The 15321-nt window shown below is 59.7% G+C and carries 14 protein-coding genes and 1 riboswitch; of the genes, 9 read left to right on the forward strand and 5 right to left on the reverse strand.

What is annotated here, in order from left to right:
• Positions 1-152: 152 nt before the first annotated feature.
• A riboswitch (cobalamin riboswitch) is annotated at positions 153-358 on the forward strand.
• Between the two features lie 93 nt (positions 359-451).
• Genes ACQ4OE_RS05095 through ACQ4OE_RS05110 form a run of 4 tightly spaced genes read left to right on the forward strand, consistent with a single transcriptional unit; the run spans position 452 to position 3928 of the window.
• Positions 452-2401, forward strand: coding sequence for a TonB-dependent receptor plug domain-containing protein (locus ACQ4OE_RS05095; RefSeq protein ID WP_430945952.1), 1950 nt, complete (start codon positions 452-454; stop codon positions 2399-2401).
• Positions 2401-2760, forward strand: coding sequence for a (2Fe-2S) ferredoxin domain-containing protein (locus tag ACQ4OE_RS05100; protein ID WP_430945953.1), 360 nt, complete (start codon positions 2401-2403; stop codon positions 2758-2760). The genes ACQ4OE_RS05095 and ACQ4OE_RS05100 overlap by 1 nt, the downstream gene beginning before the upstream one ends.
• A complete protein-coding gene (locus ACQ4OE_RS05105) occupies positions 2757-3677 on the forward strand; it encodes an ABC transporter substrate-binding protein (protein WP_430945954.1) in 921 nt (306 codons plus the stop codon). Before ACQ4OE_RS05100 ends, ACQ4OE_RS05105 begins: the two co-directional genes overlap by 4 nt.
• Positions 3678-3727: 50 nt before the next feature.
• Complete coding sequence (locus ACQ4OE_RS05110) at positions 3728-3928, forward strand: PLDc N-terminal domain-containing protein (RefSeq protein WP_122595607.1); 201 nt, start codon at positions 3728-3730, stop codon at positions 3926-3928.
• Positions 3929-3980: 52 nt separating this feature from the next.
• Here the strand turns inward: ACQ4OE_RS05110 and ACQ4OE_RS05115 are convergent, their stop codons facing one another.
• Entirely contained in the window at positions 3981-5204 is a 1224-nt protein-coding gene (locus ACQ4OE_RS05115; RefSeq protein ID WP_430946048.1) for a zinc-dependent alcohol dehydrogenase, read from the reverse strand.
• A gap of 320 nt (positions 5205-5524) precedes the next feature.
• Between ACQ4OE_RS05115 and ACQ4OE_RS05120 the strand changes: the two genes are divergently transcribed.
• Both ACQ4OE_RS05120 and ACQ4OE_RS05125 read left to right on the forward strand, forming a co-directional pair.
• Entirely contained in the window at positions 5525-6001 is a 477-nt protein-coding gene (locus tag ACQ4OE_RS05120; RefSeq protein ID WP_430945955.1) for a hemerythrin domain-containing protein, read from the forward strand.
• Between the two features lie 140 nt (positions 6002-6141).
• Positions 6142-7536 (forward strand): PLP-dependent aminotransferase family protein, encoded by a 1395-nt coding sequence (locus ACQ4OE_RS05125; protein ID WP_430945956.1) that lies wholly within the window; start codon positions 6142-6144, stop codon positions 7534-7536.
• A 6-nt stretch (positions 7537-7542) separates the two neighbouring features.
• On the opposite strand, the gene panB is transcribed toward ACQ4OE_RS05125, so the two are convergent.
• A complete protein-coding gene (panB, locus tag ACQ4OE_RS05130) occupies positions 7543-8358 on the reverse strand; it encodes a 3-methyl-2-oxobutanoate hydroxymethyltransferase (protein WP_430945957.1) in 816 nt (271 codons plus the stop codon).
• 184 nt (positions 8359-8542) lie between these two features.
• Between panB and ACQ4OE_RS05135 the strand changes: the two genes are divergently transcribed.
• Together ACQ4OE_RS05135 and ACQ4OE_RS05140 are read left to right on the forward strand one after the other, a co-directional pair.
• Positions 8543-9025, forward strand: coding sequence for a GNAT family N-acetyltransferase (locus ACQ4OE_RS05135; RefSeq protein WP_430945958.1), 483 nt, complete (start codon positions 8543-8545; stop codon positions 9023-9025).
• Between the two features lie 156 nt (positions 9026-9181).
• Entirely contained in the window at positions 9182-10723 is a 1542-nt protein-coding gene (locus ACQ4OE_RS05140) for a methyltransferase regulatory domain-containing protein (protein WP_430945959.1), read from the forward strand.
• 75 nt (positions 10724-10798) lie between these two features.
• Here the strand turns inward: ACQ4OE_RS05140 and ACQ4OE_RS05145 are convergent, their stop codons facing one another.
• The 3 genes from ACQ4OE_RS05145 to ACQ4OE_RS05155 all read right to left on the reverse strand — a co-directional run bounded on the left by ACQ4OE_RS05145 (position 10799) and on the right by ACQ4OE_RS05155 (position 13693).
• Positions 10799-11161 carry a response regulator gene (locus tag ACQ4OE_RS05145; protein WP_430945960.1) on the reverse strand — a complete coding sequence of 121 codons (363 nt, stop codon included), beginning with the start codon at positions 11159-11161 and terminating at the stop codon, positions 10799-10801.
• A gap of 23 nt (positions 11162-11184) precedes the next feature.
• Positions 11185-12627 carry an ATPase domain-containing protein gene (locus ACQ4OE_RS05150; protein WP_430946049.1) on the reverse strand — a complete coding sequence of 481 codons (1443 nt, stop codon included), beginning with the start codon at positions 12625-12627 and terminating at the stop codon, positions 11185-11187.
• Between the two features lie 142 nt (positions 12628-12769).
• Positions 12770-13693 (reverse strand): LysR family transcriptional regulator, encoded by a 924-nt coding sequence (locus tag ACQ4OE_RS05155; protein WP_430945961.1) that lies wholly within the window; start codon positions 13691-13693, stop codon positions 12770-12772.
• A gap of 121 nt (positions 13694-13814) precedes the next feature.
• Between ACQ4OE_RS05155 and ACQ4OE_RS05160 the strand changes: the two genes are divergently transcribed.
• Positions 13815-15245: an aldehyde dehydrogenase family protein gene (locus ACQ4OE_RS05160; protein ID WP_430945962.1), complete on the forward strand. Its 1431-nt coding sequence runs from the start codon at positions 13815-13817 to the stop codon at positions 15243-15245.
• Positions 15246-15321: the final 76 nt, after the last annotated feature.

The following is a 15321-nucleotide window of genomic DNA, read 5'->3' on the forward strand; positions in this document are numbered from 1 at the left end:
TTCAACCCTCAGCACTATTGGATGGCCGTTGTTGGCGCCACGGAAATATTGCGGTGATTACCGCTATAGACCTTAGTAGTTATTTCCAAAGTCGCAGCGCTCCGCGGACCTGGCGCTGGCAGGCAAGTTGACGAACGGTCTGTCGAATGTTCAGATGCCGGCCTGTTTCAGGTGCCCCCTGCCGCCGTGCTTGGGGTGAAACGGGAAACCGGTAGGTTCTGTTTGAACGAGTCCGGTGCTGCCCCCGCAACGGTATGCGCGTGATGCTTTCGATACACCACTGTGGCCAGACGGCCATGGGAAGGTGAAAGCCTCGATACGCGCGAGCCCGGAGACCGGCCTGGAATTTCGTTTGGCAAAATCCTGCGGTGGGCGGGCATGGGCCGGTGTCGGCGTGTGCGCGGTGCCTTCTCCTGCATGCTCTTCTGCGAAGATCCTTTTCGAGAAGACAATGATTCGACGTTTCAACACCTCTGTTCCAACCCTTCTGTTCAGCTGTGTGTTCAGCTGTCTGTTCAGCCCTGCTCTGCTGGCCGATGACGCACCGCTGGAACTCAATCAGCAAATCGTTTCCGCGCCGTCAGTGGAGTCCACCACCGTCGCCGATATGGCGCACTACGGCAGCAAAGTCGAGATCGTCAGTCGCGAGCAGATCGAACGCGCCGGCCCCAGCGCTGACGTCAGCCGCGTGATGCAGATGTTCATTCCCGGCCTGTATGTCGCGCCGAAAAACGGCCCGTTCGACTACGGCACCTATTCGCTATTGGGCGGACGCAATGACGACACGCTGATCCTGCTCGACGGCGTGCGCCTGAATAACCGTCTGTACGGCGGTCTGTACCTGGACACCCTGCCGGCCAACGCCATCGAACGCATCGAAGTGCTCAAGGGCGGGCAGAGTCTGTTGTTCGGCACGCAAGCCGTCTCCGGCGTGATCAACATCGTCACCCGCAGCCCGCAATCGCGCAAAGGCGCCGGTGAGGTGAACGTCGGCGTCGATACGTTTGGCGGCACCACTGAAGATGCGCGGGTCGAGAACATTTTCAGCAATGGCTTCGGCGATCTCGGCTTGCTGGCGTACGTCAGCCACAACGTCTCCGATGGCTACCAGCCCTATCGCAACAGCGACCTGAAAAACGTCAGCGAGAAGAACCGCGCCTACGAAGTCACCACGTTTGGCGGCAAGGCGATCCAGTCGTTCGGCGATGATTCGCGGCTGGAATTGTTCTACCAGTATGCCGACGCCAACCTCGATTTCGCTCGCCCGGTCGACAACCACAAAACCACCAACGACCGCGTACAGCAGATCGCCACGGCGACCTTCGAACAGAACGTCAACGAGCGCCTGAGCTACTTCGTCAAAGGCCACATCAACGATTGGGACACGCGCTACACCCGGATCAACAACGTCGAGGGCGGTGGCACCAAAGTCATCAACCACAACGACTATTGGGGCTTCACCGATTGGGGCGTGCAGGCCGAAGGCAAAGCTGAATTGTCCGGCGGGCATGTGCTGGTGTTCGGTACGGACAACCAATGGTTCAAGGGTCAGGACGATGTGCTGATCATCGACAACGACAAGGCCGAAGCGCACGCCGTTTACACGCAACTGCGCCCGCAAATCGACGCCCTGCCCGACTGGCACCCGAGCATCGGCGTCCGTCATGAAGCCATGGGCGGCGGTGATAGCGCCACGGTCGGCATGCTCACTTCGCTGTATGACCTCAACGACCATTGGGCCCTGCGCGGCCAGTACGGCACGGCGTACAAACTGCCGAACGCCGAGCAACTGTTCGTCAACGAGCCGGGCGACGAGATCGGCAATCGCAACCTCAAACCGGAGAAAAGCCGCAACGCCGAACTCGGTGTCGATTACAAAGGCCTGCTGCTCGACCGTGAGTTCAGCGCCAGCGTGACCTTGTTCAAACGCAAGATCGACGACCTGATCACCCTCGACGATATCCAGTGGGTCAACGGTCAGGGCCAGATCCAGATGCGCGGTTTCGAGGCCGACGCCAAACTCGCGCTCAACGATCAATGGAGCCTGCAAGCGGACATGACCCGCAACCTCACCGAGTCCCGCGACGGCGTGACGATCAATGACATTCCAAGCTTCTTCGCCCGTTCGCGGGTCGGCTACGAGTCGGAGACGCGCATGTGGGGCGCCGGCGGTGCGATCCGCTATATCCGCGACGTGATCAGCTCGAAACACGTCGAATACGGCCACTATTCGGTGGTCGATGCCGACGCCTATCGCTACCTCGACCATGCCCATCAGCACCGCGTGAGCCTGTTGGTCGAAAACCTGTTCGACCGCGATTACGTCACCAGCCGCTCGAGCAACGTCGACAACCTTGGCCGGCCATTCACCTCCGAAGTACGTTACACGTACCGCTTCTGATGAGTGACATCCAAACCGTCGACGGTGTCGACACGCACCCGGACTGGTCGCATGTGCCCGAGCATGCGCGCCACGTGTTCATCTGTACCGGCCCGCGCTGCACCCAGCGCGGCGCCCAACAGTTATGGAAGACGTTGCGCCGGCATTTGCTGGCGCACGATCGCATCGAAACCCCCGGCGGTGTGTTGCTGACGCGCACGCACTGTCAGTTTCCGTGCAACCTCGGCCCGGTGCTGACGGTGTATCCGGACGCCTGCTGGTATGGCGTGCACAGCGACGAAGATGTGCAGCGATTGGTCGAGCAGCATCTGCTCGGCGGTGAAGTGGTCGAAGATCTGCTGATCAAGGCGCGGCCATGAGATCGCTCGTATGCTGGATCGGCGCCCTGCTCTGTTCATCGCCAGTGCTGGCCGACAGTTATCGCAACTGCGGCGAAACCTGGAGCGTCGCGCGGCCTTCGCGCATCGTCGCGCTGAATCAGCATGCCGCTGATCTGGTGCTGGCGTTGGGCGCCGGTTCGTCGTTGGTGGGCGTGGCGTATCTGGATGACACCGAGGCCGGTCAGCGGCCATCGGAGTATTTCGGCGTGCCGGTGATCGCCCGGCAATACCCGGCCAGCGAAGTGCTGTATGCGCAGAAGCCGGATCTGGTGATTGGCGGGTTTGCCACGGCGTTTGGTGATGGCGTGACCTCGCGCTCGGGACTGGCGCGCAATGGCGTGGGTTCGTATCTGCTGGAATCCGCCTGCAACGGGCATTCACTGGATTACTTCGCCCATGTGCGCAATGACCTGCTGACCCTCGGCAAACTGCTGCACAAACAGCCCCAGGCACGGCAATTGAGCGAGGCGCTGGACGCCGATCTCGCCCGCGCCCAGGCACTGGCCGCGCCTGGCAAACCGCTGTCGGTGTTCTATCTCGACAGTGAAGTCAAAGGCCTCGATTCAGAAGGCCAGCGCGGTTACGTCACCACGCTGTTGGCCGCCGCTGGCGCGCGCAATGTGTTCGCCGAGATAAACCAGTATCGCGTCACCGTCAGCAGCGAAACCCTGCTGGCCAGCGACCCGGACGTGATTCTGCTGGCCGACGCCGACTGGTCGCCCGCCAGCCGCAAGCGTTATCTGCTGAAACACGACCCGGTGCTCTCGCAGCTGCGCGCCGTGCGCGAAAACCGCTTGATCGACATTCCCTTCACCCACCTGCTGCCGACCGTCAACAGCGGTCGTGTGGCGCTGGATCTGGCCCGAAAGCTAAGCGTGCTGGATAAAAAGAAATGAACCCGCCGCCGCTCACGCCACCTAACGCACAGACCAACAGGAGGTAGCCAATGCAAATCGAAACCGTGTGGATCGTACTGGCGGCAGTTCTTCTGCTAATCGAACTTTGGGCCATCAATCGGGTGCGCAAGAGCGAAGGGAAATCGAGCAATAAGGGTGTGTGGATCGTGTTGATCGTGTTTGTGCCGCTGTTTGGCTTGATCGCCTGGGCCTTGGCAGGTCCGAAACACATCAGTCAGCGTTCGGCGTAAAGCCTGTCGGCGCGGGGCTTGCACTCGGCAAAGCCCCGCCCGATCAGGTTATTCAGGCGGGCACCAAGGGCGGCATTTCTTCCATTTGCGCCAGCGGCACATCACTGCTGCCTGGGGTCAGGATGACCTTGCGGCAGTTTTCCTCTTTCTTGTCGAAGATCCGATAACCCTCGGCGACCTGCTCTAGCGACATCCGGTGGGTGATGATCGCTTCGGGCTGTAGCCGTCCGGTCTCGATGTAGTCGAGCAATTCCGGCAAATAGCGCTGCACATGGGTCTGGCCCATCTTGAACGTCAGGCCTTTATCGAAGGCATCGCCAAACAGAAATCCATGAATGAACCCCGAGTACACGCCCGGCACGCTGACTACGCCGCCGCGACGCACGGCTGCAATGCACTGGCGCAACGCCTTGCCGCTGCTGCCCTCGAGCTTGAGCTTGGCGAGAATGGTTTCCGTGGTGCTGCCCTTGGCCTCAAAGCCTACCGCATCGATCACCGCGTCCACGCCGCGACTGCCGGGCGTCTGGCGAATAATGGTGTCTGCCGGGTCATCGTCGTCATCGAAGTTGATCGGGATCACGCCGTAAGTGCGTTGCGCATAATCGAGCCGGTACGGGTGGTGATCGACCATGAAAATCCGCTCGGCACCGAGCATCTTGGCGCACGCGGCACTGAGCAAACCAACAGGCCCTGCGCCGTAGATGGCAACGCTTGAGCCCTGGCCGATACCGGCATTGATCACCGCTTGCCAAGCGGTAGGCAAGATGTCGGAGAGGAACAACACCTTCTCGTCAGACAGCGTCCCGGGCACCTTGAACGGGCCGGTATTGGCTTTGGGTACGCGCACCAGTTCGGCTTGGCCACCGGGAATGCCGCCGTACATGCGGCTGTAGCCGAACAACGCTGCGGGCGGCGGAATGATCTTTTTATTCATCGCGCCGCCGGGGCCGCTGTTGGTTGTTTCGCAAGCTGCATAGAGTTCTTGCTGGCAGAAAAAACAATCACCGCAAGCAATCACGAACGGAATCACCACGCGGTCGCCGCGCTGTACCGCCGTCACTGCCGAACCGGTTTCCTCGACCACGCCCATGAACTCATGGCCGAAAATATCACCGTGCTCGACGGTCGGAATCTTGCCGCGATACAGGTGCAGGTCAGAACCGCAAATCGCCGTGGCCGTCACTCGCAGGATGATGTCGTCGGGCGCTTCGAGTATGGGGTCCGGGACGGTTTCGACTCTGACGTCATGGGCGCCGTGATAGGTCATTGCTCGCATGGTGAAATCCTCGTTCGCTTGACTGAAATGGCTGCTGTTCTCAATACGGCAGAGCAATGCCAAAGCGAGTTCAGAAGGCTTTTGCAGATTCGGATCAGCGGCGCCCAAGGGCGGCAAAGCGGTGATCTGCACTGCCGGCAACGCCCTGTTCATGCAGGCTGCACGAAGGCATTTTGCCGGCTGATGGCGTAACCCATTGATCCATAGCGACAGCGCGTAAGCCATGAACATGGCACAACAAATGCGATGGATTGAGAGCATTCACAGCGCCGTGAGACAACGCGCCTGTGTTCACTCCGTGACAGCAGAGGCCACTCAACATGAACGCCATCGACCTTCTCAAAGCCGATCATGCAAAAGTCAAAGACATCCTTAGCCAACTGAGCGACTCGACGGAGCGGGCGCTAAAAAAACGCGTCGAACTGTTGGGCAAACTGGAAATGGAAATTTCGATCCACACCCGCCTCGAAGAGGAAATCCTCTACCCCGCCTTCAAGGAAGCCGGCAGCAAGGAACAGGACATCATGTATTTCGAGGCCAAGGAAGAACACCGCACCGTCGACTCCCTGGTGCTGCCTGACCTGAAACTCACCGACCCCGGCACCCCGGAGTTTTCCGGCCGGGTGAAAGTGGTCAAAGAGCTGCTCGAACACCACATCGAAGAAGAAGAAACGGAAATGTTCCCGCAAGCGAAAAAGCTGCTGGGCAAGGAAAAACTCGAAGAACTGGGCCTGCAGATGGAGGCCATGAAAGCCACCTGCAAAAAGGAAATGGCCGCCGGCAACATGGCGGCGTAACCCTGCCCCAAGCATCATGGCCCGGCGCTTGCCGGGCTTTTTATTGGTGACGAACACGTGTTTTGCGCAATGTAGTACCGTTGGCCATCAGCGACAGGATTTGCTGGGCAGCACATGGCTGACAATCAAGGAAAACAGCGTTGACGGAACACACCGATACTTCGTTCGCCTATCAAGCGGTCTACCACTACCTCGTCGGTCTGATCGACGCCGCCCGTGGCCAGCCCGAGCAAAAACTGCCGTCCCTGCGCCAATTGGCCCTGCGCCTCGGCGTATCAGTGTCGACGACCAAATACGCCTATGCCCTGCTCGAAGACGAGGGCCGCATTCACGCCAAGGCCCGGTTCGGCTATTTCACCCGAGAGGCGCCGAGCCGAGCGGTGAGTGCCCGCTCTGAAAGCCTTCTCGACACCGTGTTCGCCAGCGCCCGGCAACCGGGCATGCTCGCCCTCAGCAGCGATGCCCCGGCGATGTTGTTGTCGCTGCAAGGCCCGCTGTTGACGATCGAACGCGAACTCGTCCGCCAATATCCACACGCTCACGCACCGCTCTATCAGTCACTCGGCGAGAGCGAATTGCGCAGCGTTCTGGCCGAACGCTACACCCGCTCCGCTCAGCGCTATTGGCAAGCCGACGACGTCTACATCGGCGCCGATCTGCGCAGCGTGTTCGAGTTGTCGCTGAATGCCTTGAATCTTGGCGGCAGCGTTGCGCTGGTGGAGTCGCCCTGCTCATGGGCAATTCTGCGGGCCTTGCAGGCAGTGGGAATTCGCGTGATCGAAATGCCACTGGGCGAGGACGGCCGCTTCGATCTGCCGGCGCTCGGCGTATTGCTTGCGCGCGACCCGGTGCGACTGGCGGTGTTCTCCTCCACAGTGAATATGCCCCAAGGCACGCTGATGCCGGCGCAGGATAAACAGCAGATCTGTAAATGGCTCGCCGAACAGGAGATCTGGCTGTTCGAAAACGATACCTGGGGCGAATTATGTTTCTCGCCCTCACCCGCGCGTTATCGGGATTTTGCCGACCCGGACAGACTGCTGGTGTTCTCGACGTTCGACAAAATCATCGGCCCGGAAGCGCCGTACGGCTATGTTCTGTGTCGCCAGCACGGCGATAAATTCCAGCAGCTATTTCAGCAGCGCGGCTTTCGCCTGTCGCCGACTCGACAGAAAGCCATCGCCCGGCTCTACGCCTCGAAGCGCATCGACCAGCACCTGAAATCCCTGCAAACGCGGCTGCTCCAGCGCATGCGACAGATGCAGGCCTTGCTGGAACAGCACGGCGACGGCCAATTAGAGGTGATCGTCCCCCACGGCGGCGCGAGTTTCTGGCTAAAGGCTGCGCGCCCGGTGGACATGCGTCGGGTGTTCGAGCGCTTGCTGGCCGAGCGGATCGTCATCGCACCCGGTGAAATCTTCAGCCAGCAAGGCGCCTGGCAGCAGCATCTGCGCCTGAGCTACACCCTCGATTGGGACAAAGACATTGGCCGCGCCGTGCAACAACTGGCGCAGGCGATCAAGGCTGAAAACTAGCCACGCCTAGAGCCCGTAGCAATGCCGCGCCTCAGGAAAACGGCCCTGCCGCACCTCGTCGGCATAACGCTCGCAAGCGTCACGAATCACCGCACCGACATCGGCATACTGTTTGACGAAGCGTGGCGCCTGCTCACCGCCGAGGCCGAGCACATCTTCGGTGACCAGCACCTGCCCGTCGCACGCGGGCGAGGCGCCAATGCCGATGGTGGGCACGCTCGAATCCTCGGTAATCTGCCGCGCGACGCCCTCCGCCACGCCTTCCAGCAATAAACTGAAAGCGCCTGCGTCAATATTGGCGCGGGCGTCTTGGGCAATCCGCGCACCGCTTTCAGCGGTCAGCCCCTGCGCTTTGAATCCGCCCATGACGTTGACGAACTGCGGCATCAACCCGATATGCGCCATGACCGGAATGCCCCGCGCCACGAGGAATTCGACGGTCGGCGCCAGCGCGGTATTGGCCTCCAGCTTCACCGCATCGCAACCGGTGCGCGCCAGCACCTGAGCGCAATTGCGAAACGCTTGCTCGGGGGATTCCTGATAACTGCCGAACGGCATGTCGGCCACCACACAGGCCAGCCGCGTGCTGTCGACCACCGCCCGCGTGTGGCCGATGATTTCTTCAAGGGTCATGCTCAAGGTCGAGGGCCGACCGTAGCCGACCATGGCCGTGGAATCACCGATCAGAATGAAATCGACGACAGGGTCGATCAATTTGGCGATGGCGCTGGAATAGGCCGTGAGCGAAACGATTTTCTGCTGGCCTTTCATGGCGACCAGTTGCGGCACGGTCAGGCGTCGCGTGCGCGTATGCAGGCTCATGGGCGCCTCCCGCAAACGCTGGCGGGTGAACGACTAGCAACGCGTAAATCTTCCATACAATGCCCAAACTCCAAGGATTCGAGCCGTCGATTATTGGTTTATTGCGGTAGCTTTCAATGTACAGATTGGCGTAAAAAAGCAACCCAGATGCATTGGCTCAACACACTCAAGGAATGGATTCACCATGGAAGACACCATCACCTACCGTACCGCCACGGCTGAAGATGCCTTGGCCATGTGCGAGCTGGGGCAACTGCTCAACTCGGTCCACCACGCCGCCCGCCCTGATATCTACGCCGCCGCCACCGAAGACGTTGCCCGCGACTTGCCGCACTGGGCCGGGGTTTTCGAGAAACCGGGCCAGGTGGTGTTTCTCGCGCAGGCAGGTGATCAAGCCGTTGCGTTCCTTACCGCCAACGTGTCGGCCAGCAGCGGGCCTTTGATGCAACCGCAGAACGTGGTGCGCATCGGCTCGATCTGTGTCGCCGAGGCGTTCTGGGGCAAAGGCATTGGCCAAGCGCTGATGCAACGGGTCAAAGACTGGGCCATCAAGCAGGATGCGCAGGACTTGCGCCTGACGGTCTGGCCATTCAACGAACGCGCGGTGCGCCTGTATAAAGAGTTCGGCTTCGAGACCCGCGCCCTGGAAATGGGCATGCGCTTGTGATCAACATAAAACGTTTTACAGGCAACCCGCAGGTCAGCGAAATATCCGCATCGCCCCTATGGATTGGCTTGATCCTGCCGACAACATGCGGGTGGACAGCGCACGATTGAACGACGCACGTCCTGCCCCTCATTTCTGATTCAAGAGGCTGCACCCATGAGCAATGCCTGGAACGAAGGTTATTTCACCGACGAAGGCTACACCTACAGCTATAGCCGGGAAATCAATCCGGTTTTCCAGCGTTACTGCCTGTTGTTGCGCGGCTTCGCCGGGCTGGACAATGCCGACGGTTATCACTGCGAACTCGGTTTTGGTCAGGGTGTGTCGATCAATATCCACGCCACCGCCAACCCGGGCGGCTTCGTCGGTACGGACTTCCACCCGGGCCAGGCCGCCCATGCCATAGAACTCGCAGCGCTCAGCAACAACGGCGCAAAACTGTATGACGACAGCTTCGAGCAACTGCTGGCGCGTCCTGACTTGCCGCCATTCGACAGCATCAGCCTGCACGGCATCTGGAGTTGGGTCAGCCGTGACAACCATAAACTGATCGTCGAATTCGTCCGCCGCCATCTCAAACCCGGCGGTCACCTGTACGTCAGCTACAACGCCTTGCCGGGCTGGTCGCCTTCGGCGCCGTTGCGCCAACTGTTCAGCCTGCACGACCGTTTTGCCAATAGCTCGACGCGGCCGGATCAGCGCATCGATGCTGCGCTGGAGTTTTCCGAGGCGCTGCTGGCGGCCAATCCCAAGTACGCTATTGCCGCGCCGAGCCTGGGCGCGCGACTGCAGACCATCAAAGGCCAGGACCGCCATTACGTCGCCCATGAGTATTTCAATCGCGACTGGCACTGCCTGTACTTCGCCGACATGGTTGACGCATTGGCCCCGGCCAAGCTCGATTACGTCACGACCGCCGTGCCGCTGGACTCGGTCGATGCGCTGAACCTGAGCGCCGAAGGCCTGGCCTTCCTCGACGGCATCGAGCACCCGATCATGCGTGAGCAAGCGCGGGACTACTTCGTCAACCAAGCTTTCCGTCGCGATCTGTATGTGCGCGGTGCCAACCGCTTGTCCGCCGCCGAGCGCCGGTCGCGCATGCTCAACACCCGATTCATCCTGATGCAGCCGGCAGAAAACGTCGCCTCCAGCGTCAGCGGCCCTGCCGGCGAAGCCACACTGCAACCGGAGATCTACGGCCCGGTGCTCGACGCATTGGCGGGCCAGACCTATGAAGCGAAAACCATGCAGCAATTGCTCGCCGAAGTCGCGCCGATGGCCTACGACGACCTCGAGCAAGCTATCGCCATTTTGATCGCCATGGGCGCCGTCGCTCCCTGCCAGAGCGAAGCCGCCGAAGCGCAGGTGTACGAACGCTGCGCCGCGTTCAACCTGCAACTGTGCAAACGCGCGTTGTTCAACGACACCCTTCAAGTGCTGAGCAGCCCGGTTACCGGCGGTGGCGTGCCGGTCAGCCGCTTTCAGCAACTGTTCCTGATCGCCATCCGCCAAGGTAAACAGCACCCGGCGGAATGGGCGCAACTGGTCTGGAGCGTTATCGCCGAACAGAGCGAAGTGCTGGTCAAGGACGGCAAACCGCTGACCACCGCCGACGCCAACATCGCCGCCCTGACCGAACAGGCTCAGGCATTTGCCGAGCAATCACTGATTGTGTTGAGTGCTTTGAAGATCGTTTGATCGCGGTGGGTGGCAGGGCACGGTTGCAGCGTTAGAACAACGCTGCAACCGCGCAAAAGCGCTGAGAATGACTGATTAGAGCGAGGCCAGGAGCTTCTTGACTTCAGCAATGATCAAGTCGATATCGAAAGGTTTCGCCAGCACAGCATCAAACAAGTCGGATCTCTCCATGCCGATGTGCGCCTGCGCGCCGCTCATCAGAATGATGGGAAGCTGATCACTCGAAGGAAGGGATCGAACGGCGGTGGCGAACTCCAAGCCGTCCATGACCGGCATCATGAAGTCGGTAATGATCAGGGCCGGCCGTTCTCTGTCCAGCACTTCCAGGCCTTTTTGACCATTACTGGCAGTCACCACCATGTAGCCCTCATCCTCCAGTGCAAAACTGAGAATGTCGGCTATCAAATACTCGTCGTCGACGACCAGGATGGTGGTCATGTTAATTCAACCCGCGCCAAGACTTAAGATGTTGAACCGGGCGATGACTCAGTGGGGACTGATGGTTCATGTCTTAAAGCCTTTTTCAGAAAAACATCTTGGTCGTGAATGACGACCTCAAATCGAGAAGGGTCGTAGGAGCTGTCCCGTACTTTAAGAATGGAAAGCGTCCTGCTTAGTTCAGAGTGATTTTCTGCGAACCGCATCAGCATCAGGTTATCGACGATACTGGACAGGTCAGAGTTGGGCGCGCTGACCTCAGAGCCAAACAGATCGCGCATCTCCCAGGACGCAAATACGGTAACGCCCCTCGACCGCAACTCGTTCATCAGCGCACTGAAGAAGTCGGTAATCCGCGCCGGATTGGTCGTGAGTCGTGTCATGCCGCTCAGGCTATCGATGAACACCCGCTTGATGCCCTTTTCTTCGACGAGACTGAGTAGCCGTGCGCCGAGTGCATCAAACAGGCCCTCGGTGGTGGGCTGCCAGGCGATGCTCAGCGCCCCACTCTCTTCCATGCCTTTGATATCGATGCCCAGTGACAGGCCTTTCAAACGCAAGCGCTGTGGACTTTCATAAAAGCCAAAATGCAGACCCGGAGCTTCCACGGTCGATTCCGACAAAAACTTCAGACCCAGCGTGGTTTTGCCAATACCGGATGGCCCCATGACCAGCGTCACACTGGAACTGTGCAAGCCTCCGCCCAATATGCCGTCCATTGATGCGATGCCACTGGGGATACGCGTCAGGTCGGCGCTGTCGGGAGCGGACGGATGGCTGTAAAGACTTTCGAGACGGGGGTAAACCACCAAACCGTTGTCAGTGATCTCACACTCATGCAGGCCGGTCATTGCGCCGCTGCCGCGTGTTTTACGCAGCTGAATTCGACGCACGGAACGCGTGCCGTAGAGTTCTTCGCCCATCTCGATCACACCATCCACCATGGTGTGTTCAGGGCTGCCATCGTCGAGACGCGAACTGGTCAGAAACAGCACCGTGCACCCCGCGAAAGCGGCGTGGCCCTGTAACTCCGAGATGAATTTTTTGGTATCGATAGGCGAATCGGCTTTCGAGCGCGCATTGAGCAAACCGTCGACGACCATCACGGTCGCTTTTTGCCGACTGATCTCGCGTCGAAGCAGTTTCACCACTTCGTCCAGCCCTTCGTTTTCCAGGGTATCAAACGCACTGACGAACTGAATTTCAGCGCCGACTTTTGAGGAGTCGAAAAAGCTCAGCGTCGAGAGGAACTGAAACAGGCGATCATGGGATTCAGCCAGCAGCGTGGCGACCAGCACCCGTCCGCCCTTGCTCGCATGGTGAAAACCCAGCTGATTCGCGAGGATCGTTTTTCCAGACCCAGGGCGTCCCTGGATAATGTATGAAGCCCCCTCGACCAACCCACCCTTGAGCAGGGCATCGAGCCCTTCTATTCCGCTTTGAAGGCGTTTTAGCTTTTCCACAATGCGACCCTGATCTGAAAAACGAGCTGTTTAAACCCTAAGAATGGAATGCTAACGCCATTTCTGATCAGGAGCTATTTGTTATGAATTGAAAGTTGAACGGGCGACCGCACCGTACCGGAGGTTGGCTGATTCAAACCTGTTGTCATCGCCCCGAAATACCCGCGACTTCGGCAGTGGCCCGCAACTCCTGCGCCAGTTCAATCAGTGCGCGCAACCGCGCCGGCACGAAGCGATGGCCCGAGTAGTAGAGCATCAATCCGCCAAACGACGGGCACCACGGCACCAACACTGGCACCAAGGCACCGCTGGCCAGTTCTTCCTGAACGAACCACTCGGAAATGAAACCAATACCCAGGCCCAACAGCACGGCCTCTTTGATTGCCAGCATTTCGTTGGAGGCAAAGCGCACTGGCAGATCCATCTGCAGCTTCTGGCCATCGCGCTCCAATTCCCACTGATAGAGGCCACCATGGGCCATGCGCATGCCAATACTGCGGTGGGCGAGCAAATCTCGCGGATGCTCGGGCACGCCGTGGCGTTCGAGGTACTCGGGCGTCGCTACCACGAGCATGCGCACATCACCTGACAAGGCGACGCCAATCATGTCTTGCGGCACTGATTCTGCCAGGCGAATACCGGCGTCGAAGCCTCCGGCGATGATGTCGACCATGTTTGATTCGCTGACGATGTCGATGCATACGTCGGGATAGCGCTGAGCGTATTGGTTCAATAGCGGCTCGAGCAGCAAGTAGGCCGCGCCATACGGGGCATTGAGGCGCAATACGCCGCTCGGTTCATCGGGGCCGACGCTGGCCTCTTCGTCGGCACTTTTGATCTGCGCCAACGCCGGTGCGATGCGCGCCACATAGCGTTGGCCGACGTCGGTGAGGGCAACACTGCGCGTGGAGCGATTGAACAGACGCACCTTCAGGCGTGCTTCGAGACCCGCCACCGCGCTGCTCACCGCAGTGGTGGACATGCCCAACTCCTGCGCTGCGCCACGAAAACTGCAGCGGCGCGAGACGGCCAGCACGACTTCCAGCTCGGTCATTCCTGTTCTGTGCATGGACTGTCCTGAAAATAAGGATGATTCATACGCCAAAGGATGGCTTATCGGATCAATGAACCCTCCATAGACTTCATCACAAAGGCTCTATTCAAGCGAGTCATTTGAGCGAGGAGTCATCATGCACCGCATTGAACACATCTATATCAACGGCGAGTTCGTCGTGCCACACGGCCAGGAATGGTTTGACCTTCATAACCCGAGCACCGAAGCCGTCATTGGTCAGGTTCGGTTGGGCGATGCACTGGACGCACAGCGTGCCATCGCAGCAGCCAAGGCAGCGTTCCCGGCATGGGCTCGTACTCGCCGGGAAGAACGCATTTCGGCATTGCAACGCATGCATCGGAGCGTGGCGGCAAAGCAGGAAGAGCTGCTGGAAGCCATCCTCGTGGAATATGGCGCACCGGCAAATCGCGCGCGCTCGATGGCGACTTATCCCGCCGATGTCATCGCGCAAGCCATCGATGCACTGGAGGCTTTCGATTTTGAGGAGCAGGTCGGCATGGCGCGGGTCATTCTGACGCCCGTGGGCGTTGCCGGTCTGATCACACCGTGGAATAGCAATGCGGGTTTCATCTGCAACAAACTGGCGACCGCGCTGGCAGCAGGCTGCACTGCCGTCATCAAGCCAAGCGAGATGAGCGCATTGCAGACACAGGTCGTGGTCAGCGCGTTGCACGAGGCGGGACTGCCACCGGGCGTGTTCAACATCGTCAATGGGCGCGGCGATGTCGTCGGTGAGGAAATCGCGCGACATCCCGATGTCGCCAAGATCTCGTTCACGGGCTCGTCCGCGATCGGGCGACACCTGATAAAAACCGGTGCTGACACCCTGAAGCGTGTGACGCTCGAACTGGGCGGCAAGTCCCCCACCGTGGTGCTTGACGATGCGGACTTCCAGGCCGTCATGCCGTTAGTCATGCAAGCCGGATTTCTCAACAGCGGCCAGGCGTGCATCGCTGGCACGCGCATCCTCGTACCCCGCCGCCGCTTGGCAGAATTCGAACGGCTTGCGCAGGAGGCTGTTTCACAGATTCATTCGGGCAATCCACGAAACGCCAACACCGATATCGGCCCGATGGTAAGCCTCAAGCAGTGGGAACGGGTGCAGGGCTACATCCGCTCGGGCCAGGAAGAAGGCGCGAGGTTATTGGCCGGTGGCGAAGGTCGCCCGCAAGGCTTGCCTGCCGGATGGTTCGTAAAACCCACGATCTTCACCGATGCCAATAATCAAATGTGCATCGCACGTGAAGAAATCTTCGGCCCCGTGCTGACGATCATCCCCTACGAGGATGACGCGGATGCAATCAGCATCGCCAACGATTCGAACTATGGGTTGAGCGCGATGGTGCTGGGAACCAGCTCCGAACGCTGTATGGCCGTCGCCCTCCAGATCGATTCGGGACGTGTGCTCATCAACACCCTCGCCTACGAGCCACGTGCTCCCTTTGGTGGATTCAAGCAATCAGGTCTTGGCCGCGAAATGGGCAAGTGGGGGATGAGCGCGTATCTGGAGCCGAAGACCTTGGTCGGATGCGCGCCGCTGAAATGACCGGTTCTGGCTATTGCGTTGGGGGCATGGCAGGCCGAAACCAGCCGCGCCCCCGCGCCCCCGCGCATCAATCGCT

The sequence above is a fragment of the Pseudomonas sp. WC2 genome, assembly GCF_050586545.1.
Classification (GTDB): domain Bacteria; phylum Pseudomonadota; class Gammaproteobacteria; order Pseudomonadales; family Pseudomonadaceae; genus Aquipseudomonas.